This window comes from Xenorhabdus mauleonii (assembly GCF_900113945.1).
GTDB classification, from domain to species: domain Bacteria; phylum Pseudomonadota; class Gammaproteobacteria; order Enterobacterales; family Enterobacteriaceae; genus Xenorhabdus; species Xenorhabdus mauleonii.
This window is the reverse complement of record NZ_FORG01000001.1, coordinates 123,654-145,727: the sequence shown is the minus strand read 5'-3', so window position 1 is coordinate 145,727 and position 22,074 is coordinate 123,654. Positions and strand designations below refer to the sequence as shown.

The following is a 22,074-nucleotide window of genomic DNA, read 5'->3' as shown; positions in this document are numbered from 1 at the left end:
TCTAAATGTGTTATTCTCTAGTACGGAAGGCATTGTTCCAGCTTGATCCAGAACAAGCCCATGAGCTTACTTTCAATCAGCTCAAACGTATCACCGGTACTCCTTTCGAATTTCTCATCCGCCAATCAGTTGCCACGAAGCCCGTTACATGTATGGGGCTGTCCTTCAAAAATCCGTTAGGTTTAGCTGCTGGTCTTGATAAGAATGGTGAATGCATTGATGCATTCGGCGCAATGGGCTTTGGTTTTGTTGAAATAGGTACAGTGACACCTCGCCCACAAGAAGGAAATGATAAACCAAGATTATTTCGAGTCGTTGAAGCTGAAGGTATTATCAATCGAATGGGTTTTAATAACCTGGGTGTCGATAATCTGGTTGAAAATGTTAAGCGGGCAAAATACGACGGGATTATAGGTATCAATATTGGTAAAAATAAAGATACTCCGGTTGAGAATGGAAAAGACGATTATTTAATTTGCATGGATAAGGTTTATCCTCATGCAGGTTATATCACTATCAATATTTCTTCTCCTAATACTCCGGGTTTGAGAACATTACAATATGGTGATGCATTGGATGATCTTTTATCCGCGATTAAAAATAAACAAAATGAACTCCAACAAAAGTTCCAAAAGTATGTTCCTGTTGCTGTAAAAATTTCTCCTGATCTTTCTGAAGAAGAATTAATAAAAATTGCTGATAGTTTAATTCGCCATCATATTGATGGAGTTATCGCAACGAATACTACTTTGGATAGAAAAATTATTGAGGGGTTGAATCACAGCCAGCAGGCTGGGGGCTTAAGTGGTCGCCCTGTTCAATTGCGTAGTACCGAAATTATCCGTCTGCTTGCTCAAGAATTAAAAGGTGAAATACCAATTATTGGTGTGGGTGGAATTGATTCACTTGTTGCTGCCAGAGAAAAGATGGAAGCAGGTGCCTCATTGGTTCAAATATATTCTGGTTTTATCTATAAAGGGCCAAAATTGGTCAAAGATATTATTAATCACATCTGATTATTTGCTGCAATTTGTGGTTGGGGGTTTATTTCTGCTCCCAACTCGACTATATTTTGTTAGATAGATTAATTTTTATCATTTTTTTGATTTGTTATTTCGGTGGCGAAGTTTATTTTCAACCAAAGAAGCTATTTTGAGCATAAAAGGGTAATCAATGAAAATTAGACCTGATGATCAGTGGCGCTGGTATTTTGATCTCGAGCATAGTCGAGTCATGCTCGATCTCGCTAATGGTATGGTTTTTCGTTCCCGTTTTCCTGCCAAAATGTTGACCGATTATGCCATTACAATGACAGAAATGTCTTTTTCTGTCGACGATGCCGCGCTTTATTATGCTTTCGAAGAGCAAGCCCGTCGCATTAATATTGCCGCTGCGCTGAGAGCTGAATTAGCTTTAAATGGCGTGGTCGCATTCCGTTTTATAAAACCACAAATGCCTAAAAGCTGGTATTTTTCCAATTTTTCTTTAGTGGAGAAACCAGAACATGGTGGAATTGTTCAGGTTCGGTTACAAGACAGTGGCACAGAGGCGCTGTTTATGGTGGCTGAGGTTGGTGACAATGCAAGTTTATGCCTGTTGGCACAACAAAAGTTAGAGTTGAATGATCGTGTGATGAATTTTTGTGATCCAATTAAGGTAATGAACGATCGTTTTATGCCCTATACAGAATCGAATCAAGCACCGCTATATGACAGGGCGATTTAATACGGTTTAATGCTATTTATTGAATCCACGCCTGCTTATGTTCTTCATTAAATTAACCAGACAGCGCTCAGTCGAATACCTTTTGCTTCTGAACATTTTTTATCTGAAAAGTGTTTAAAAATGAATAAGTGTTTGGAAACGAATAAATATCTGGGAATGAATAATAGATATGGATACAAGAATCAGACAGGTATATTTTTATCTATACTACCTGATCCTTATGAGAGCGTTACAGCCAAGACCTATTTTAATTCAATAACCAAATTATTTTTAGGGATACAACTACACGCCAGAATTTTTCCGTTACCTTTTATCGCTGCTGAATTCAGAGGCAGTACTTCACCTTCAATCAGCGATATCTTGCAAGAACCACAAATACCGGCACGGCATGAATAAGGAATTTTAATACCTTGGCCTTCGAGCTGCTCTAAAATGATGTGTTGATTATTTCCAATAAAACTCTGTCCATTGAATTCAATAGAAACAAATTTCTCAGCTACTTTCTTTATATTTAAATTCTCTGTTTTCTCTCCACAACCATATTCTCGCGGTATTTTCTTTTCTAAAACAGTCACTCTGTCTCCAACGCGAATAATACCGCTGTTGCGGGCAATGGCATTTTGCCCGAAATCAACATCCTTGCTTTCTTTGGCTGTTCTGAACGATTGCAAGGTAGCCAGCGGTTCACCTTTAGGATTTTTACGCCCTTTTTCCGGGCTGACGGTTGTCAAAATACAACGGCTGCACGGTTTTGGCAGATCAAAAATAACATCGCCAATCTGGATAACCTGCCAGCTATCTTCTGCAAAAGGTTCTGCTCCAGTGACAATTATATTGGCTCGAAACTGTTCTATTTTAATACTGGCGGGGCAGCGTTTTTGTAGGGCATGAAAAGAAGCTTCATTGATAATTAAATAAGGGTAGCCATCTGCGAAGGACAGCGAGATCTCAGGGAATTTTTTTACTCTCCGGGTTAGCTCTTCACTGAGCCAACGAAGTTGTACTGGTGAATCAAAGAAGCCGCTTAACCATGTATTTACCCAATCGGGAGCGACTAAGGCGGTAAAATGATTGCCCCAAACTTCGGTAGGAAGCCGTTCTTCTTGAAAATCAGTGTAAAGAATTGTTGCACTTTCTCCATTTGGCGCCCGCAAATACAAGCCGTTATTGAGCATGGTTGGCGTAAATAACAACATTTGCGGGTATTGGCGACCGGTAATAAACGTACCGTCCAATGTGGTTATCATGAAATTGCGATCAAACATGAGACCGCTTTCATTGACAAGGGAATGTGAAAGTTGAAGACCACGCATGGATTTGACGGGGTAAGTGTAGAGGCGTGACAGAGTTATCATCCATTATCTCCAGAATATTTTTATTTTTTTAGATCGTATCAGCAACTTTAGGATATGTCGTTGGTATTGGCTATAATGTGCAGCAATTTTTTTGGTGGTGGATTTTTGTGGTGATTAATAATATGAATGCTCTCTTTGCCAGCACAGCACGTGGACTGGAAGAACTGTTAAAAAATGAACTGGAAATGTTGGGGGCGCAATCCTGCAAGATCGCTCAAGGTGGAGTTCATTTCCAAGGCGATGATCGGGTTATGTATAAAAGCTTGCTGTGGAGCAGGCTGGCATCCCGAATCATGATGCCGCTTAACGAATTCAAGGTGTATAGCGATTTGGATTTGTATCTTGGCGTTCAATCCATTGATTGGAGTGAAATTTTTTCAATCGACAGCACGTTTTCCGTTCATTTCAGCGGCACGAATGAAGAGATCAGAAATACGCAATATGGCGCATTGAAAGTCAAAGATGCCATAGTTGACAGCTTCATGCGCAAAATCAAGCAACGTCCTGATGTCGCCAAGCAGCAGCCGGATGTCCGCATTAATGTTTTTCTGAATAAAGAGAAAGCTACAGTTTCACTCGATTTGAGTGGAGATAGCCTGCATATCCGAGGCTACCGTGATTTGGCAGGGCAGGCGCCACTCAAAGAAAACCTTGCGGCGGCGGTTATTTTACGTTCTGGTTGGTGTGCAGAAACACCAATGGTTGATCCAATGTGCGGTTCGGGAACCCTGTTAATAGAAGCCGCCATGATGGCAGCAGACTGCGCTCCCGGTTTGCACCGTACACATTGGGGATTCAAGTCATGGTTGAAATTTGATGAAAATATCTGGCGTGAAGTGACTACAGAAGCACAAGTACGTTTTCGTAAAGGATTACAGGAAACGACTTCTCGCTTTTTCGGTACAGATATCGATCGCCGAGTGATGGACATGGCGCGTTCGAATGCTCGCAGGGCAGGTGTCGCACAATTGATCCAGTTCCAGCAAGGTGATGCCAGCAAGCTGGAAAACCCACTGCCGGAAGGTGTGGTGGGAACAATATTAAGTAACCCGCCTTATGGCGAACGCCTTGAAAGTGAACCGGCACTGATTGCGTTGCACAGCGTATTCGGTCGTGTGGTTAAAAGCCGTTTTCCTGGCTGGCGGTTATCCCTGTTCAGTGCTTCACCAGAATTATTGAGTTGTCTGCAATTGCGGGCAGAACGTGAATTCAAGGCCAAAAACGGCCCATTAGATTGCGTTCAGAAAAATTATCAATTGTCAGATAAGCCACAATTGCTGGATATCGGCATTGCTGATGATTATGCCAACCGTCTGCGTAAAAATGAGAAAAAATTCAGTAAGTGGGCGAAACAGCAGGGCATTGATTGCTATCGGTTATATGATGCTGATTTGCCAGAATATAATGTTGCTGTTGATCGCTACGCGGATAAGGTAATTGTTCAAGAATATGCTCCACCTAAATCCGTGGATGCCAATAAAGCCCGTCAGCGTTTATTTGACGTCATTAGCGCAACAATGAATGTATTGGGTTTATCATCCAACCAACTGATTCTGAAAACCCGCCAGCGCCAGAAGGGCAAAAGCCAATATGAAAAAATGGCCGAAAAGAAAGAATTCTTTTTGGTCAACGAATATGGCGCGAAATTCTGGGTTAACCTGACTGACTATCTGGATACCGGATTATTTTTGGATCATCGCATTGCCCGTAAAAAACTGGGTGAACTGAGTCGAGGCAAAGACTTCCTCAATTTATTTGCCTATACCGGTTCAGCAACCGTTCATGCTGGATTGGGCGGCGCTCGTTCTACCACTACAGTAGACATGTCCAGAACTTATCTGGAGTGGGCAGAGAAAAACCTACAGGCAAACGGCTTAACCGGGCGTCAGCACCGTTTAATTCAGGCCGATTGTTTGGGATGGCTAGCAGAAACGCGTGAGCAATTTGATCTGATCTTTATCGATCCCCCAACATTCTCCAACTCCAAGAGAATGGAAAATACGTTTGATGTTCAGCGTGATCATATTGAATTGATGAAGCAACTAAAATGCTTGCTGCGTCGTGGCGGGATCCTGATGTTCTCGAATAATAAGAGAGGGTTCAAAATGGATCTTGCTGAATTAGAGAACATAGGCTTGGTTGCTGAAGAAATAACAGAAAAAACATTATCTCAGGATTTCATGCGTAACCGTCAGATCCATAACTGCTGGTTACTTCGTCACGCTGGCGAGGAAAAATAATATTATGTCATTGATTAATCTATCTGGGGCCTATCTGTCTTTCAGTGATGCGCCGTTGCTGGACGATACTGAACTGCATATTGAAGAAAATGAAAGGGTCTGTCTGGTTGGGCGCAATGGGGCGGGAAAATCCACACTGTTGCGTGTACTGGCGAAAGAGCAACCACTGGATGATGGCTCGGTTATCTATGAGCAAGATCTGATTGTTGCGCGTTTACAGCAAGATCCTCCGCGCGATGTAGAAGGCACTGTATTCGACTTTGTTGCGGAAGGGGTTCAAGAGCAGGCTGAATATATTAAAGCATTCCACCATACTTCACGGTTGGTGGAAACGGATCCGAGTGAAAAGAATCTCAACCGTCTTGCTGAATTGCAGGAAGTATTGGATAACCAAGGCCTTTGGTTATTAGATAGCCGGATCAATGACGTATTGAAGCAATTATCGCTGCCGGCAGAAGCAAAATTATCTTCACTTTCTGGTGGTTGGCTACGCAAGGCCGCATTGGGTCGTGCGCTGGTTTGTTCACCTAAAGTCCTGTTCCTTGATGAACCAACCAACCACCTTGATATCAGTACCATCGAATGGTTGGAAAATTTCCTGAAAGACTTCAATGGAAGCCTTGTGTTTATTTCCCATGACCGTTCTTTCATTCGTAACATGGCGACGCGCATCATCGACCTGGATCGTGGAAAACTGGCATCCTGGCCGGGAAGTTACGACAAATACCTTGAAGGGAAAGAAGAGGCATTGCGGGTTGAAGACATGCAAAATGCCGAATTTGATAAAAAGCTGGCTCAGGAAGAGGTTTGGATCCGTCAAGGCATTAAAGCACGACGCACCCGCAACGAAGGGCGGGTAAGGGCATTGAAGGCGCTGCGCGTAGAACGCTCTGAGCGCCGCAATGTGATGGGCGCGGCGAAAATGCAAGTCGAAGAAGCATCCCGCTCCGGTAAAATTGTGTTTGAAATGGAAAATGTCAATTACCAAATTGGTGATAAAACATTAGTTAAAAACTTTTCGGCTCAAGTCCAACGCGGTGACAAAATTGCGTTGGTCGGGCCAAATGGTTGCGGAAAAACAACATTATTGAAACTAATGTTGGGGGAATTGCCGGCAGATAGCGGACGCATTCATTGTGGTACAAAACTTGAAGTTGCATACTTTGACCAGCACCGCCTTGCACTGGATCCCAATAAAACCGTAATGGATAACCTTGCTGAAGGTAAGCAAGAAATCATGGTCAATGGGCGTTCCCGCCATGTATTGGGATACTTGCAAGACTTCCTTTTCCACCCCAAACGAGCAATGACTCCTGTACGGGCACTGTCTGGCGGAGAACGTAACCGTTTATTGCTGGCCCGTTTATTCCTGAAACCAAGCAATTTACTCATTCTCGATGAACCGACCAATGATCTTGATGTAGAAACATTGGAATTGCTTGAAGAACTGGTCGATAGTTATACAGGAACAGTGATTTTGGTGAGCCATGATCGTCAATTTGTTGATAATTCAGTGACCGAATGCTGGATTTTTAACGGTGATGGTGAAATCAACAACTATGTCGGGGGATATTACGATGCCCAGCAGCAACGGGAACAGAGTATTTCCTTGCAGCGCGCCTCAGAAAAGAAAAGTAATGTTGAAACCAAGGCTGCGAAACCGAAAGAGAGCGCTAAACGGGCAAACAATAAGATAAGTTACCATTTACTGCGTGAGTTGGAGCAACTACCATCATTATTGGAAAAATTGGAAGAAGAGATAGAGAAATTGCAAACTCAGGTCAGCGATTCTGAATTCTTTAACCAATCGCACGAAATCACACAAAATGTTCTGAATGAACTGGCAAATAAAGAGCAAGAATTAGAAAAGGCTTTCGATCGTTGGCAAGAATTGGAAATGCTGAAAAATGAATGATAGCTGCCTCATCAAAGATACTTGTGAGTTTTGCTAAAGGAGAAACACTTTGTGTTCCAATAACCATCAGCATGAGCAGTTGGTTCTGTGTCACCAGTGCGACATGCTGGTGGCTGTTCCTGATTTGACTCAGGGAAAGAAGGCTGTTTGCCCCCGCTGTAGCACGGTTCTGACAGCAAAGTGGCAAGAGCCGCGTAACCAGCCTACGGGTTATGCCGCAAGTGCATTGGTTATGCTCTTTCTTGCGTGCCTGTTTCCATTCATTAGCATGAGCGTTGCGGGGATTGTCAGCGAAATTACGTTACCTCAAATCCCCAAAGTGATGTTTAGTGAAGATTACTCCAGTATGGCAGTGTTTTTCCTGATCTTTGTCCAGCTTGTGCCTGCATTTTGCATGGTTGCCATCATTCTCCTATGCCAGCATGTCAAAATGGCGCGTCGACTGAAAATAGAGTTGGCGCGTATCTTGTTCAAGATGAAAACCTGGTGCATGGCAGAGATCTTTCTTGCGGGGGTGCTGGTCAGTTTTGTCAAGCTCATGGCATATGGCGAAATCAGCTTGGGCTTAAGTTTCTTGCCTTATTGTTTATTTTGCTTATTTCAGGTCAGGGCTTTTCAATGCCTTGACCGGCATTGGTTCTGGAATGAAATCGAACCTGCACCAGAAGTTTGTCATTTGTTACCCGCCGGAAAATTACAGGCCGGAAAACCCGGTTTGATACAGGGAGTCAGATTGTGCCAGTGCTGTACCGCCATCTTACCCGCCGAACAACCTTCATGCCCGCGTTGTCACACGAAAGGATATGCCCGTCGCCGCCATAGCCTACAGCTCACAATGGCGTTATTGATAACATCAGTCATACTTTATATTCCGGCGAATATTTTACCCATAATGGTTACTCAGGCACTGGGAAGCCATATAAATTCTACCATCTTGGAAGGCGTCATTTTACTTTGGAGCTCTGGCTCTTACCCTGTAGCAATGGTCATTTTTATCGCTAGCATCATGGTTCCTTTGCTGAAAATGCTGGCCATCAGTTGGCTATGCTGGGATGCCAAAAAACAGGGCAGCAGTGAGTCTGAAAAGATGCACTTTATTTATGAGATAGTGGAGTTCGTTGGCCGTTGGTCAATGATTGATGTGTTCGTTATTGCCGTTTTATCGGCATTGGTTCGCATGGGACAGCTCATGAGCATTTACCCTGCTACTGGAGCCATATTGTTTGCTCTGGTTGTCATCTTAACAATGTTTGCGTCAATGACTTTTGATCCTCGCTTAACCTGGGATAAAGCCAACAGTAAATTTGCATTAAATAAAAATGAGGAGTCGTAAGGTGACGGATAAAGAAGAAGATCTTACTCAGGCTAGGATCAGTAAACTCAAAAGTTGGTCACCTGTATGGATCGTACCAATTATCACGGTACTCATTGGAGCCTGGATACTGTTTTATCATTTTAGTCATCAAGGTCCTGAAGTGACATTGGTAACGTCTAATGCTGAAGGTATTGAAGCCGGAAAAACTAAAATTAAAAGCCGTAGCGTTGACGTTGGGGTTGTTGAATCCGTGTCACTAAGCGATAACTTGGGGAAGGTTATTATCAAAGCACGCCTGAAAGATGGCATGGGACGGTTATTGCACACAGATAGCGCGTTTTGGGTTGTAAAACCCCAGGTCGGGCGTGAAGGCGTTTCTGGCCTGACGACACTATTGTCAGGCGCATTCATCGAATTACAACCCGGCTCACAAGGGGAAGGGGAGCGACATTTTTCATTGCTCGATTCCCCGCCGCTTGCTTCTCCTGATGCAAAAGGTCTTCGCCTTATCTTATCCAGTGAAAAAGCAGGGCAGTTAACGCCCGGTGATCCGGTGCTGTTTCGTGGGTATCGTGTTGGTTCGGTTGAAACCAGTACCTTTGATCCGAAATCTCGCTTGATTAGCTATCAGATTTTTGTCAATGCTCCTTATGACGGCTTATTAACAACAAATGTCAGATTCTGGAAAGACAGCGGGATCGCTTTTGATATGTCATCACAGGGCCTGCGGGTTGAAGTGGCTTCGTTATCAACTCTGTTTGGCGGCGGTGTTAGTTTTGATGTACCGAAAGGCTGGGATTTAGGCAGCCCTATCAAAGAAAAAGAAGTGTTCAAACTTTATGACAGCGAGAAGAGCATCCAAAACTCACTGTATACAGAACACAAAGACTTTTTATTATTTTTCTCCGATTCAGTACGTGGCTTACAACCTGGCGCTCCCGTTGAATTCCGTGGTATCCGGATGGGCACTGTGGCAAAAGTGCCTTTCTATACCGAAGGTGTCAAGCAGCGCCTTGACAACGATTTTCGCATCCCAGTATTAATCCATGTGGAACCTGAGCGCTTTAAGAAAGAATTAGGTAATGAGTTCTATACAGACAAGGAATTGGCTGCAATTATTAATCGGGGCCTGAGAGCGACTTTGAAATCAGGCAATTTGCTGACAGGGGCGCTGTTTATTGATCTGGACTTTTATCCCAATGAAAAAGCATGGGAAGGGCCATACAGCATTTCTGGTTATGAAATTTTGCCTACAGTCAGTGGTGGCCTGGCGCAAATTCAACAAAAAGTGATCACTGCGCTGGATAAAATCAATGGCATGCCGATTGAACCGGTATTTATTCAGGCAACACGAACGCTTGAAGAAAGCCAGAAAACAATTAAAACCGCACAGAAAACAATGGATGAACTAAATCGGATTCTGGCGAGTAAAGAAACACAAGGTCTGCCAAAGGATATACAAAACACATTGAATGAGCTAAATCGCAGCATGCAGGGCATTCAGCCCGGTTCGCCAGCTTATAATAAGTTGATCGACAACATGCAACGGTTGGATCAAGTCATGCGTGAGTTACAACCTGTTTTGAAAACCCTCAATCATAAGAGCAATGCATTGGTATTTGGGGCTGAAGAAACGAAGGATCCGGAACCTAAAAAGGCGTCTGAATAATGAAAAAAATGATTTCAAGATTGGCATTTTTTATTCCTGCCAGCATTTTTATTGTCGGAAGTGTATTCATTTCAGGGTGCAGCAACAGTCAGCCAACAAAAACATATTACCAGTTGCCGGCGTTAGAGAAGCTGTCACCAGAAAAACAGGCCGCAACGGAAAATTTAGCGCTACAGGAAGGAAAATTAGGCGCTAAACATGAACCCCAGCTCTGGGTGAAAAGTGTTAACCTTTCTGACTATCTGGCTGCCCCCGGTATTGTGTATCAAACCGGGGATGTGAGTTATACCAATGCCTCTAATCATTTATGGGCCAGCCCGTTACAGCAACAATTGAAGCAGGTGTTAATCTCTGAATTGAGTGCTGCATTTCCATATCGCTTAGTTTCAGAGCAAGAACTGGAAAAAGATGCTGATGCGTTGGATATCACAATAACGGCTTTTCATGGACGATATGATGGACGCGTACTGATCGAAGGCTATTGGATACTATCTAACCCGGAAAATGTCATGAAGCGTCCATTCAAAATTGAACTGAAACAGAAAAAAGACGGTTATGCGGAATTAGTGCACACTTTGGCAAGGGGTTACAATCAATTGGCTCAATCCATTGCCGGGCAAATTGCTTCTCGGCGTTAACGTTGGCATGCCAATGCATGTCAAGTGATTGCTTTTCTGGCCACAATTTGAAAAGGCCAGAGGCATAAGAATTGTAAATAGATATTATGACAATTTTATGAATATCTTTGCTTGATATTCACACCATATAAGGGTATCACTAGTTCGAATCGAATAAGAAACGATCACCATTTTTATCTTCATGGTAACAAGTGAGGAAGTAAGGCATGAAAAGACAAAAAAGAGACCGTTTAGCAAGAGCGCTTTCCAGAGGCTATCAGGCTGGCATTTTGGGACGGTCGTGGGAAAATTGCCCTTATCAGTCATTGGATGCTCGTTCGTATTGGTTAGGAGGGTGGCGTCAGGCTAGGGCAGCACGTGCTTGATGCTATTTGTTGATTAAGTCAGTTGCTTATTAAATCAACTGCTTATTAGATGATTGGTTCATTGAACCTTTTATTCATTAAACGGGAGAATCACCTCCGCAATGGCGGAGGTGTTCAGTATAAGGGATATAGGTTAACAAGTCTGTTCATCACCAAGTTAGCCACCGGCATGAAAAAATCAAAAGGTGCTGGTATCTTTGAATAAGCCGACTTTCAAATCAGTTGCAGTGTAAATCAGTTTTCCATCGACTAAAACTTCACCATCAGCAAGCCCCATAATTAACTTACGGTTAATGACACGTTTGAAGTTAATGCGGTAGGTCACTTTTTTTGCAGTCGGCAATATTTGACCTGTAAATTTCACTTCACCAACCCCAAGTGCCCGACCTTTGCCTTCACCGCCAAGCCAGCCAAGATAGAAGCCAACAAGTTGCCACATTGCATCAAGACCAAGGCAACCCGGCATCACTGGATCGTTGACAAAATGACAATTGAAAAACCACAACTCAGGGTTGATATCGAATTCAGCTTCAACATACCCTTTATCATAGCTTCCGCCATCTTCTGTCATTTTTGTGATGCGATCCATCATCAACATATTGCCGGAAGGTAACGGTGGTCCATTTTCACCAAACAATTTACCTTGCCCAGAGGCTTGAAGTTCTTCTTTCGTGTAGGACGCTTGTTGTTTAAACATATTCTCAGGTAGCCTTATTATCATGTAAGGCTAGAGAATAGCGTACGCTTGTACGCTGAACAACTCCGATCAGATGAAATGTGAACTAATGCAACCAACGAAGGAACCAAGGAAGCCTAGGTCGCTCTTGATTATTAGCCTGTGTAATTCGCTCATATATAATAGCTAACAAGTGTTCTTTTTCTGGGTCATAATAAGGTATACCTGTCAGCAATGATGCCGCTTCAGAAACATGTTCAACGGCCCAAATGTGAAATTGGCCATTTTTCACTGCATCAACTACATCTTGGTGCAGACACAAATGCTGAATGTTAGAAGCCGGAATAATGACACCCTGACGGCCTGTTAATTCTCGGTAATGGCATATGCGGAAGAAGCCTTCAATCTTCTCATTAACACCGCCAATCGGTTGTACATAGCCGAATTGATCCACGGCTCCTGTAACGGCAATTTGTTGATCAATAGGGTGTTGTGCCAGGGCACTGATAAGGGCACATAACTCAGCCAATGACGCGCTATCACCATCGACTTCGCCATAAGATTGCTCGAACACAATGGAAGCAGAGAATGGTTGCGGTTGGTCCAATTTTAATTCAGAAATTAAATAGGCCTGCATGATCATCATGCCTTTCGCATGAATATTGCCGCCCAGTTCTACTTTGCGTTCCACATCAATAAATTCCCCGTCTCCCAGATGAGCGACGCAACTGATACGGGATGGCTCTCCCATAGGTTCCGGATGACCAGGGTATTCGAGTACAGACAACCCATTGATTTGCCCGATAACTGAACCCTCAGTGCGCACCAATATTTGGCCTTTCAAAATCTCGTCCATACTGCGTTCAGCTAAATAGCTGTGGCGCCAAACACGATTCATTTCCGCTTGTTGTAATGCGTATGCAGTTATCTGATTTTGTTGCTGATGATTTGCACTTGCTTTCAATTTTTGTTGCAGCCATTGAATATCCAAAGGCAAACGGAATTGATCTTCGGTATAGCGAGTGGCTTGTCTGATGAGTTCCGGCCAGGCATCGGCACTTAATGGAGGCAGATTTTGTTGCTGGCCAATTCCATTGATAAGACTGCACCATGTGGTCAAGTCATCTTCTTCAAGGAAGGGCATATCCAGCTCATATTCACCGTACAGTGCATTATTCGCCAGCTCAGGTTCGATGGCTTGCAGCTCTTCAAGGCTTAACCTGTCTCCGACTAACAGCAGGCGAAGATCCAATTCCATTGAAGGCACCGGAAATGGCAGAGAACGAGTTTCATCATGGGATAGCCAGTCAAAACGGTGTTGGGTAATCATCTGCTTGAGGCGAACCCACATCAATGGTTGAGAAAGCAGAGTACGTAAAGGCAGGATCAAAACACCGCCATTGACTTGATGGATTAGCCCCGGCTGCAATTGGATTGTGTCTTGATGTGTATAGATGTTGCCGAATAGTTGTTCTGGTTCAATCCACTCACGATAAGCAACGCGTTCTGTTGGTGCAAAAGCGCCTTCCTTGGAGGGGTGCCAAGTAATGGTTTGGTGTTCTACCTGATAATAGCCGCCAACATTGGGATAATTTTTGGGCAATAAAGAAGAGACCGCATCAGATAAAAGAGACAGATAAGCATCACTCTCTTCAGCTTTCAGCAGCATAAAGGATTGACTCAGATCGGTCTGACAAAATAGGGACAAGCCACTGTGCAATCTGGGTTGAACCACATCCATTGTAATGGGGGGCAATTCAGTAACAGAATTAAAGAGTGCTTCATAAGGCGCATTGTTTGGCTGTAGTGCCTGCCAGTCTAGTTTTATATTCGTCAAAGTGATAGCTACATATAGTGAAAAGGAAACATTTATTATACAAGATTAGACAATGAACCAACATGCAAGAATCTTGAAAGAGACGACATTTGAGTTAATGCATTTATTGCTTGTAAAATACGCCAATATTCTGTGTTGCCATGAGCAATCTTAAGAAATAATTGCTATGCTTAATTTAAGTTACGCTGTCACTGAGAGATAAAATGAAATATCAACAATTGGAAAATCTGGAATGTGGCTGGAAATGGGCATATTTGGTAAAAAAACACCGCGAAAATGAGCCGATTACTAAATACATTGAAAAAAGTGCAGCGCAGGATGCAGTTGAAGAATTAATAAAGTTAGAGCGAGAGCCAATCAAGGTATTGAAATGGATTTCGCGGCATATGAATCCAGATTTAACTAACCGGATGAAGCAAACAATTCGGGCACGACGTAAGCGTCACTTTAATGCAGAGCATCAACATTCACGCAAAAAATCCATCGACTTGGATTTCCATGTTTGGCAGCGCCTTTCTGCTCTTTCCCGGCGTCGTGGCAATACGCTATCTGAAACCATCGTGCAATTGCTGGAAGATGCTGAATATAGGGAGAAATACGCTCATCAGATGTCGAGCTTGAAGCAAGATTTGGAAGCCATACTCGGGAAGTAAAGTTTTATCTATTAACGAAACAGTGAACGGCAAAATAAAAACCCCATTAAGAAATGGGGTTTTTGATAATTCTTTCAGGACAATATTACTGTGCTACTTTTGGTTGAGTAACAACTTCTTTAGTACCCTGAATATTGATAACTACGCGACGATCTGGTGCCAGACAGTCGATAAGTTTAGCGCGAACTTTAATGTTGTCACAGGTAGAACCTGTTACTGGGCTATCTTTACCGCGGCCTTCAGCTTGGATGCTACCTGCTGGGATGCCTTTAGAAACCAGGTAATCTACAACAGACTGTGCACGTTTGTGAGACAGTGGCAGGTTGTAATTCTGGCTACCGATACGGTCGGTGTAACCAACTACCAGTACTTTGCCTTGAGTTGGATCAATCTTGGCCAGTTGATTGTAAAGATTACTCAGCTCTTGCTTGCCTTCTTCTTTCAACGTTGATTTGTTGAAATTGAACAGGACATCAGAACGCAGAGTGAAGCTCTTGTTTTCAACAGTAGGAGCTGGAGTCACTGGCGCTACAGGTGCAACAACTGGAGCAGGCGCTTCATCTTGACCGAAACGGTAGGATACGCCGAGGCTCAGCATGCCGTTGTCTGGACGGGCACCAACAGTCGTTGCATCACCGATGTTATTGGTCCATTGGTAATCCAGGCGAGTTGCCAGATTTTTAGTCAATGCGTACTCAACACCAACCGCAGCCAGAGGGGAAACACCGGTATCATGGTCTTTCAGTCTGCGTTGGTCTTTCGCGCCAGTTCCGCCCAGTGCATTCGCATTGTAAGTTGCGGAAGAGTCTGCACGCCATACCATACCACCCAAACGAGTATAGACATCCAGATTATCCATTACTGGATAGCTCAATTTAGTTGCCAGTTGAACGCCTTGAGCACGGAAAGCACCATTATTGATGCTGCCCTTATAAGGCATGCGTCCCAGCCAATCGTAACCCAGTTCAAAACCCAGGTATGGATTTGCTTGATAACCGACATAAGCACCAGCACCTAGCTGACTTTTATGGGTAGAACCATTGCCAATTCGGTTATCGTAACCATTACCGTAGAAATTTACGTCATGGTATTGAGACCAACCTAACTTAGCACCAGTATACCAGGTATTGTCCTTTGGAGCTGCTTGGGCAGCAGTTGTGAAAGCTGCCACTGCCACTGCTACTGCGATAGCTGTCTTCTTCATTTTACGCCTCGTTATCATCCAAATAGGCAATTGGCTTTGAAAGCCTTATTATTAGCCATTGGTTAAAATGTTTTGTCAGGTACCCCTACTTCGGTCAGGATATATCTCCTGAAATATAAGGGTGAAGAGTACAAGTACCTAAACTCTGTAAAGTCTACAACGAACTTAAAAAGTTACAAGTACACTGTGACTCATGGCACAAAATTTTTAATTTCGAGGCTACAAAACTTATATATTTTTGACGAATATTTACATTAATAGAGATATTAATGTATTGATTTTTATTATGAATAAGAGTAGCTGTCATTTAGTAGCTGATTTTTTATAAAAATTATTGAGATAATTCCTAATATCGGTCAATGATAGTAATTAGAGTAAATTTGTAACCTATTTGATTCCGGCATAAATTGGTGTACCAAATTTTGCGGACGCATAATGAAACCGAGCGAAGTTCCTTTTTGTGCAGCCTGATGCAATTTATTTATTTCATGTTGAGACAATTCAGGCAGCCACCCCAATACGACACTATAGTTACCACTTGCCAATGCTTTTTCCATCGCATTAATTGAATCGATAGGGCGAATTTGATTTAGCTGTATAACCTTATTTAAAGGAAGCCCTGAACTTGCCAACCATTGACGACATAGCCTTTTATTGGGCGTGACCCAAAGTAGCCACCTATCTTCCTTGCCAGACTGGCGTAATAAAGGAAGCAGAACATGATTAATGACAGATTGGCGTTCATTGTAAATAAATTCACTGACCATCCCTTTTGCAACATGTAAAAGGCATAAGGACGCTTCGGTAACAGGCAGTTTTTTCATGGTTATTCCAACCAATGTTTTGTCTGCTTTATTTTCTTTTACTGCTTCATTGTCATCTGTACGGATAATCGTATTGGCATCTGCATTAGTCGCTGTTGTTTTCTTTCGAGTGGAATATTCCCACGATGATTGAATGCTCATAATGTTCCTCACCACCTATACTGTTTATTTATACAGTATAACGCTATTTGATTAAAAGCAAGTTTCTTTTTTTCAAAGCGCTTCGCAAAATTTCACAGAAATTAGGATTTTTCTGACTTAACGATTGGCAGTTGGAAATAGTTTGCGTATGGTTTTAATTACTTGTTCTTGTTATCTATTTTATTAATAACAGACTTGACTAAACATTACTTTGGAAAGTGATTCATGGAGTGATAAAGATGTTTTTATCGGGAACTCGTTTTGCTCAATTGCAACACGGCGTATCTTCACTAGGAAAGCTTAAGAAAAAATCTCAATTCGGTGGCATTGGATTATTAATTGATGGTGTGTTGTTTGCCATCAGTTCTGATGGGGAACTTTATTTACGAGGAAATAGTAACGCAGAAATATTATTTAAGGCCAGAGGTATGGAAAAATTTATTTATTCAAAAAGGGGGATACCTGTGACCTTACGCTATTACCGAGTCAATGAATCACTCTGGCGAGATCAAAAACAATTATCTGAATATGTACATTTGGCTTATAGATATACCATGGAAGAAATTATCGATAGACAAAATGTACCTCTCAGGCTCAAAGATCTTCCTAATTTAGGAATAGCTTTAGAGAGGCAATTATGGAAAGTAGGTATCTCTAAAGTAGAAGAATTACGAATATTAGGGGCAAAGGTAGCTTACCTTAGGCTACAACAGCATAGAAAAAAAACCAGTATCAGTTTATTACTTGCGTTAGCAGGAGCGATAGAAGGGTGCCATGTTGCAGTATTACCGGAGCAGTTGCGTGAAGAACTCATCAGCTGGCATAGTGAACTGGTTCACCAAAATTCAGATTATCACTCATCGTAAGTGATATTGGGTGAGTAGGGGCATAGCCCCTATTTTTGGCTGGATTTGTGCCTCCAACCACTATTTTATAAAAATACAGCTAATTATATTTCTTATGTTCTTGGGGATAGATGAATGGCTCTTGTCTTTCAGCGGAAACCACTATTTAACTGCCCAAATTCATTTGTGACGAGCTTACCATTTCTTTGTTAACTCGACATAACTTGAATCTATGGGATACAACGGTGCAGTATAAGTTTTTTGATGATATATAGTTTCATTAAACTTTATTTATTAGATCGTTAGGGGAATTTTCCCCTAACGAATCACAAGCTAAAAATTTTCTTGGGCGTTAATTTGCTTTGTTAAACTAACTAATTCAGGCAGTAATTCAGCCAATAAGGTTATTTGCTGGAATATTATCTGATGTAATGCGGCTTGCTGTAATGCGGGGGAGATCTTGTTACTGCTTTCAGAAGATAATAGATTAATTTTTTCAATTAAGTTATTCACCGTAAATTGCAATGCCTCACTATTCATTTGGCCTTCTATGGATTTAACTTGATGAATTACATCATTAAGAATATTCAGAATGGCGTTATCATTGAGCTTTTCTCGATGAGCACCCAATGCAGAAATATAACTCAGCATTGTATGATTAAGGCACAATAAACGAAACGCAGCCTCTTGAGAAATACGGTAATTTTTGGGTTCTGATGCCATATTTGAAATAACGGACGCCAGTTCTGCATCACAATTATGGGCATCACGGCGAGCGACTCGATAATCAAGGCTATTATTCTTACCTTGATGATATTGCACTAAAATCGCATTCAGATAACGGCAATTGGCGTTCATTGTCCGGTTAATGACTTGAGGTAATTGGCGGAATTTCCAATCTGGCCAGATGAAACTGACGGCAAGTAAAGCAATACCACAACCTATTAATGTATCAATAACCCTTGGCAATGCAACTTCAAAACCTTCACCTAATAAGTTGAAACTCAACAATACCAGTAATGTGATAAATAATGTTGCATGTGCATATTGGCTATTGCGGAAGGCAAAGAATAAAACGCCTGAGATGACAATTAATACTAATTGTCCTTCAATGGAAGGTACGAAATAAAGGATGGGCAGGCCAAGTAAAATGCCGGCTAATGTACCAATAACACGAAGGGCCAAACGGCGGCGGGTGGCACTATAATTAGGTTGGCAGACAAACAAACTTGTCAGCAAGATCCAATATCCACGCTGTATATCAAAAAGTTGAATAATGGCATAGCCAGTACACAGCAGGACAGACATCCGGATCGCATGGCGAAACAAAGCAGATTTTGGTGTTAAATTACTTTTGATCCTAAACCATATATCACGCCAGCCAGTTAAATCCTCATCAGATAATTGAGTTTCTTCTGATTTATCGGTTGATGAAGTATTTTGGAAAAGTAAGTACTGATCAGAGCTTAATCCGGATAATTGAGTATCAATTGCGCGTAGGTTTTTTAGCAAATTATCAAATGCCATTATTTTAGCGCTATTGATTTGATTGTGTTTCAAACGCTCAAGAGAGCTTTCAAGATAATTGAATGCATTTTCAAAGCGTGGATTATGCTGATATTGTTTATGCAGAATGATTGATTGCGATACTTGTCCACATGCCCGGGCTTGCATGGAAAGTAATCGTTGAATACGAAACATAATATCGCTGTGGCGAAAAACTTCTCTTAATTTTTGATACTGAATATGCGATGAACTGGCTCGTTCATGAATATCTTGCGCCACAAAATAATAATGTAATGTACGGCGGGTGCCTCGTTGCCCTCGGTCACCTTTTAACCGGCTAAGTAAAGAAATTTTTGCTTGATTGAGTGTCGTGACTAACGCACTGTTCGCCATGGCAACATCAAACATGGACTGTTTATATTCCTCAGCGTCTGAATCGGGGTCAAAAAGATTGGCTTTTGCATAGAGATAAGATGAAAGTTGCTGGTAACACCGCGCCAAATTTTCCTGCAAGGGACGGATAGGGAAAAGCAAATGACCTGTTAATGTCAGTAAGTTATACCAGATGGCGCCAATAAGCAGCAGTACAGGTTGTTGATACCAGAGAGGAAATATTGATGAGCCAAGCATGGTATAAATGGCGATTAATAAAGCGCCAAAGGCAATGGTTGCGTAGCGCTGTCCCAATGCTCCAAGCAGAATAAAACCACAAGTGGATATTGCCAACCCAATAATGAACAGCCACGGATAGGGAAACAATAATGTGATCGAGGCTGAAGCTGCAAAGAAAGAAATTAAGGTAATGATAAGATTACGCAGGCGCCCCACTAAACGATCATCTAAATCTGTTAATGCTGCCGCAACCACGCCCAATAACAGAGGAATTGTTATTTTAAGCTCTTCTCCCAATAGCCAAGGCACGAGGGTAGTTCCTGTCAGTGCAATGAATATACGGATATAATAGAGGACATGACTGTTATACAGAAAATGACGGGAGCTGGATAAAACCGTTAGCACAAAATACCCCTAACAACATTTACGTGATGAAGTAGTTCAACAACTTTCAGGTATGGTGCCCATGACAATGGAACTAAAATCAACGCAAATCGGCCAACGCCTCGCACAGCATCCTTATAATCGGGTGCGCTTACTTAATGCTGGCATCGAAGTCAGCGGTGACAAACACCAGTACCTTATTCCATTTAATCAACTAATTGGTATTCAGTGTAAGCGAGGGATTGTTTGGGGGGAACTGGAATTTGAATTGCCTGAAGGAAAAGTGGTTCGTTTGCATGGTACAGAATGGCAACAAACTCAGGGATTTTATCATTACTTACTGAGGGAATGGCAAAAATGGAGCACTGATATGAGTGATGTCAGTGCTGATGTTCTGGCTTCACAAATAAATGAAATCAATGAAATAGAGCAGCAAAATCGTTGGCTAAAGAATTCTGACTTAGTGGCAGTGCAGCAACAAATTCAAGAAACATTTCAGGCTCTGCCTCTGCCATTACAACGAATTGAACAATTTGAAAATTGTCGTGAGAATTACCAGATTTGCCTGAGTTGGTTGAATGAAGGAAAAAAAATACTTCAAACCATCAACCAGCAATGGGTTGATCGCACGTTGGCACAATATGACGAATTTTTCCGAACCGTAGAAACCTCACCACTTAATCGCTCCCAGTGCCAGGCAGTGATTAACGGTGAAAGAAATATTCTGGTTTTGGCTGGAGCAGGGAGCGGAAAAACGTCTGTTTTAGTTGCTCGCGCCGGATGGCTGCTATTGCGTCAGCAAGCGCTTCCTGAGCAGATTTTATTGCTGGCTTTTGGCCGTCAGGCCGCCGATGAAATGAATGAACGTATTCAAGCCCGTTTGGGAACAAACGCGATAAAAGCAAAAACATTTCATGCCTTAGCATTGTATATAATTCAACAAGGTAGCAATAAGACTCCTAAAATCAGTGAGTTGGAAACAGATACCCAAAAGCGCCGGGACTTTCTTATTCAAGAATGGCAAAAGCAGTGTGGAGAAAAAAAAGCACAGGCAAAAGGTTGGCGGGAATGGTTGGATGAAGAACTGGATTGGCAAGTACCAGAAGGCGAATACTGGCACGATAAACAATTGGCAACTCGCTTGTCTGTTCGTCTGGAACGTTGGCTCGGATTGATGCGCATGCATGGCGGCAGCCAGAAAGATATGGCTGAACAGACACCTGCTGCTTATTCCGATAGTTTCCAGAAACGCTTACGGCTTATGGCTCCTTTATTGAAGGCTTGGAAATCGGCCTTAAAGTCTGAGGGTGCGGTTGATTTTTCAGGTTTAATCCATCAGGCCGTGAATATTTTGCAAAAAGGGCGTTTCATCAGCCCATGGAAACATATTTTAGTGGATGAGTTTCAGGATATTTCACCGCTCAGAGCCAATTTATTAACGGCATTGAAAGCCCAAAACAAGCAAAGCCACTTATTTGCGGTGGGAGATGATTGGCAGGCAATTTACCGTTTCAGTGGCGCCGAATTAACATTAACGACAGCATTTTCAGCTAATTTTGGCGAAGGTACGGAATGTGCTTTGGATACGACTTATCGTTTCAATGATCGTATAGGCGAAATTGCTAACCGATTTATCCAGCAAAATCCGAATCAATTGGTTAAGCCACTAAATAGCCTGGCAAAAGGTAATAAAAAATCAGTTGTGATTTTACCGGAAGAACAACTGGAAGCCTTGCTCAATAAAATGAGTGGATATGTCACGAAACAGGAAACTATTTTATTGCTGGCACGTTACCACCATCTGAAGCCCGAACTATTGAAAAAAGCATCAACTCGTTGGCCGAATTTAAACATTGAATTTATGACCATTCATGCATCTAAAGGGCAACAAGCAGATTATGTTGTGATTTTAGGATTACAACAGGGAAAAGATGGGTTTCCTGCACCAGCGCGGGAATCCATCATGGAACAAGTTTTACTTCCGCAGCCCGAAGACTTTCCTGACGCAGAAGAACGCCGCTTGTTGTATGTTGCCCTGACAAGGGCAAAAAAGCAGCTTTGGTTAATGCAGGAACCGAAAAATCCTTCGGTGTTTATACATCAATTAGCACAATTGGGCGTCCCTGTTCAGCGTAAGCCATAGAATACGTGAACCATAGAATAACAGTGC

The 22,074-nt window shown here is 42.4% G+C and carries 17 protein-coding genes; 11 read left to right on the top strand and 6 right to left on the bottom strand.

What is annotated here, in order from left to right:
- The first annotated feature begins 5 nt into the window (after positions 1-5).
- Positions 6-1,016 (top strand): quinone-dependent dihydroorotate dehydrogenase, encoded by a 1,011-nt coding sequence (gene pyrD / locus BM100_RS00655; protein WP_092507114.1) that lies wholly within the window; start codon positions 6-8, stop codon positions 1,014-1,016.
- 157 nt (positions 1,017-1,173) lie between these two features.
- The gene (locus tag BM100_RS00650; protein WP_092507113.1) at positions 1,174-1,725 is read left to right on the top strand and encodes a cell division protein ZapC; all 552 of its coding nucleotides are present in this window, start codon (positions 1,174-1,176) and stop codon (positions 1,723-1,725) included.
- Between the two features lie 242 nt (positions 1,726-1,967).
- Here the strand turns inward: BM100_RS00650 and BM100_RS00645 are convergent, their stop codons facing one another.
- The gene (locus BM100_RS00645) at positions 1,968-3,080 is read right to left on the bottom strand and encodes a YcbX family protein (RefSeq protein WP_092507112.1); all 1,113 of its coding nucleotides are present in this window, start codon (positions 3,078-3,080) and stop codon (positions 1,968-1,970) included.
- A gap of 122 nt (positions 3,081-3,202) precedes the next feature.
- On the opposite strand from BM100_RS00645, the gene rlmKL reads away from it, so the two are divergent.
- From rlmKL to rmf, 6 genes are all read left to right on the top strand, one after another.
- Complete coding sequence (gene rlmKL, locus BM100_RS00640; protein WP_092507314.1) at positions 3,203-5,320, top strand: bifunctional 23S rRNA (guanine(2069)-N(7))-methyltransferase RlmK/23S rRNA (guanine(2445)-N(2))-methyltransferase RlmL; 2,118 nt, start codon at positions 3,203-3,205, stop codon at positions 5,318-5,320.
- A gap of 4 nt (positions 5,321-5,324) precedes the next feature.
- The gene (locus tag BM100_RS00635; RefSeq protein ID WP_092507111.1) at positions 5,325-7,235 is read left to right on the top strand and encodes an ABC transporter ATP-binding protein; all 1,911 of its coding nucleotides are present in this window, start codon (positions 5,325-5,327) and stop codon (positions 7,233-7,235) included.
- A gap of 49 nt (positions 7,236-7,284) precedes the next feature.
- Positions 7,285-8,568 carry a membrane integrity-associated transporter subunit PqiA gene (pqiA, locus tag BM100_RS00630; RefSeq protein WP_092507110.1) on the top strand — a complete coding sequence of 428 codons (1,284 nt, stop codon included), beginning with the start codon at positions 7,285-7,287 and terminating at the stop codon, positions 8,566-8,568.
- Between the two features lies 1 nt (position 8,569).
- The gene (gene pqiB / locus BM100_RS00625) at positions 8,570-10,219 is read left to right on the top strand and encodes an intermembrane transport protein PqiB (RefSeq protein ID WP_092507109.1); all 1,650 of its coding nucleotides are present in this window, start codon (positions 8,570-8,572) and stop codon (positions 10,217-10,219) included.
- Positions 10,219-10,857, top strand: coding sequence for a membrane integrity-associated transporter subunit PqiC (gene pqiC / locus BM100_RS00620; RefSeq protein ID WP_092507108.1), 639 nt, complete (start codon positions 10,219-10,221; stop codon positions 10,855-10,857). The genes pqiB and pqiC overlap by 1 nt, the downstream gene beginning before the upstream one ends.
- Positions 10,858-11,063: 206 nt before the next feature.
- Positions 11,064-11,222 carry a ribosome modulation factor gene (gene rmf, locus BM100_RS00615; RefSeq protein WP_092507107.1) on the top strand — a complete coding sequence of 53 codons (159 nt, stop codon included), beginning with the start codon at positions 11,064-11,066 and terminating at the stop codon, positions 11,220-11,222.
- A gap of 178 nt (positions 11,223-11,400) precedes the next feature.
- Here rmf and fabA read toward each other — a convergent pair whose 3' ends face one another.
- Both fabA and BM100_RS00605 read right to left on the bottom strand, forming a co-directional pair.
- Positions 11,401-11,919: a bifunctional 3-hydroxydecanoyl-ACP dehydratase/trans-2-decenoyl-ACP isomerase gene (fabA, locus tag BM100_RS00610; RefSeq protein WP_092507106.1), complete on the bottom strand. Its 519-nt coding sequence runs from the start codon at positions 11,917-11,919 to the stop codon at positions 11,401-11,403.
- 85 nt (positions 11,920-12,004) lie between these two features.
- Positions 12,005-13,735: an AAA family ATPase gene (locus BM100_RS00605; protein ID WP_092507105.1), complete on the bottom strand. Its 1,731-nt coding sequence runs from the start codon at positions 13,733-13,735 to the stop codon at positions 12,005-12,007.
- Between the two features lie 203 nt (positions 13,736-13,938).
- On the opposite strand from BM100_RS00605, the gene matP reads away from it, so the two are divergent.
- A complete protein-coding gene (matP, locus tag BM100_RS00600; protein ID WP_092507104.1) occupies positions 13,939-14,388 on the top strand; it encodes a macrodomain Ter protein MatP in 450 nt (149 codons plus the stop codon).
- A gap of 85 nt (positions 14,389-14,473) precedes the next feature.
- Here matP and ompA read toward each other — a convergent pair whose 3' ends face one another.
- Both ompA and sulA read right to left on the bottom strand, forming a co-directional pair.
- Positions 14,474-15,592 carry a porin OmpA gene (gene ompA / locus BM100_RS00595; protein WP_092507103.1) on the bottom strand — a complete coding sequence of 373 codons (1,119 nt, stop codon included), beginning with the start codon at positions 15,590-15,592 and terminating at the stop codon, positions 14,474-14,476.
- 356 nt (positions 15,593-15,948) lie between these two features.
- Complete coding sequence (sulA, locus tag BM100_RS00590; RefSeq protein WP_092507102.1) at positions 15,949-16,557, bottom strand: SOS-induced cell division inhibitor SulA; 609 nt, start codon at positions 16,555-16,557, stop codon at positions 15,949-15,951.
- A gap of 239 nt (positions 16,558-16,796) precedes the next feature.
- Between sulA and BM100_RS00585 the strand changes: the two genes are divergently transcribed.
- Positions 16,797-17,423: a TfoX/Sxy family DNA transformation protein gene (locus BM100_RS00585; protein WP_092507101.1), complete on the top strand. Its 627-nt coding sequence runs from the start codon at positions 16,797-16,799 to the stop codon at positions 17,421-17,423.
- 312 nt (positions 17,424-17,735) lie between these two features.
- Here BM100_RS00585 and yccS read toward each other — a convergent pair whose 3' ends face one another.
- On the bottom strand, positions 17,736-19,925 hold the full coding sequence (gene yccS / locus BM100_RS00580) for a YccS family putative transporter (protein WP_092507100.1): 2,190 nt from the start codon (positions 19,923-19,925) through the stop codon (positions 17,736-17,738).
- 67 nt (positions 19,926-19,992) lie between these two features.
- Between yccS and helD the strand changes: the two genes are divergently transcribed.
- Positions 19,993-22,047, top strand: a complete 2,055-nt coding sequence (gene helD, locus BM100_RS00575; RefSeq protein WP_092507312.1) for a DNA helicase IV — start codon at positions 19,993-19,995, stop codon at positions 22,045-22,047.
- The last annotated feature ends 27 nt before the right edge of the window (positions 22,048-22,074 follow it).

What these genes read in the sequence shown, in the direction of transcription:
- helD (WP_092507312.1), top strand. Translation starts at nt 19,993, where the DNA reads ATGGAACTAAAATCAACGCAAATCGGCCAACGCCTCGCACAGCATCCT.
- BM100_RS00635 (WP_092507111.1), top strand. Translation starts at nt 5,325, where the DNA reads ATGTCATTGATTAATCTATCTGGGGCCTATCTGTCTTTCAGTGATGCG.
- BM100_RS00650 (WP_092507113.1), top strand. Translation starts at nt 1,174, where the DNA reads ATGAAAATTAGACCTGATGATCAGTGGCGCTGGTATTTTGATCTCGAG.
- BM100_RS00645 (WP_092507112.1), bottom strand. Translation starts at nt 3,080, where the DNA reads ATGATAACTCTGTCACGCCTCTACACTTACCCCGTCAAATCCATGCGT.
- sulA (WP_092507102.1), bottom strand. Translation starts at nt 16,557, where the DNA reads ATGAGCATTCAATCATCGTGGGAATATTCCACTCGAAAGAAAACAACA.
- pyrD (WP_092507114.1), top strand. Translation starts at nt 6, where the DNA reads ATGTGTTATTCTCTAGTACGGAAGGCATTGTTCCAGCTTGATCCAGAA.
- fabA (WP_092507106.1), bottom strand. Translation starts at nt 11,919, where the DNA reads ATGTTTAAACAACAAGCGTCCTACACGAAAGAAGAACTTCAAGCCTCT.
- ompA (WP_092507103.1), bottom strand. Translation starts at nt 15,592, where the DNA reads ATGAAGAAGACAGCTATCGCAGTAGCAGTGGCAGTGGCAGCTTTCACA.
- matP (WP_092507104.1), top strand. Translation starts at nt 13,939, where the DNA reads ATGAAATATCAACAATTGGAAAATCTGGAATGTGGCTGGAAATGGGCA.
- BM100_RS00585 (WP_092507101.1), top strand. Translation starts at nt 16,797, where the DNA reads ATGTTTTTATCGGGAACTCGTTTTGCTCAATTGCAACACGGCGTATCT.
- pqiC (WP_092507108.1), top strand. Translation starts at nt 10,219, where the DNA reads ATGAAAAAAATGATTTCAAGATTGGCATTTTTTATTCCTGCCAGCATT.
- rmf (WP_092507107.1), top strand. Translation starts at nt 11,064, where the DNA reads ATGAAAAGACAAAAAAGAGACCGTTTAGCAAGAGCGCTTTCCAGAGGC.
- rlmKL (WP_092507314.1), top strand. Translation starts at nt 3,203, where the DNA reads ATGAATGCTCTCTTTGCCAGCACAGCACGTGGACTGGAAGAACTGTTA.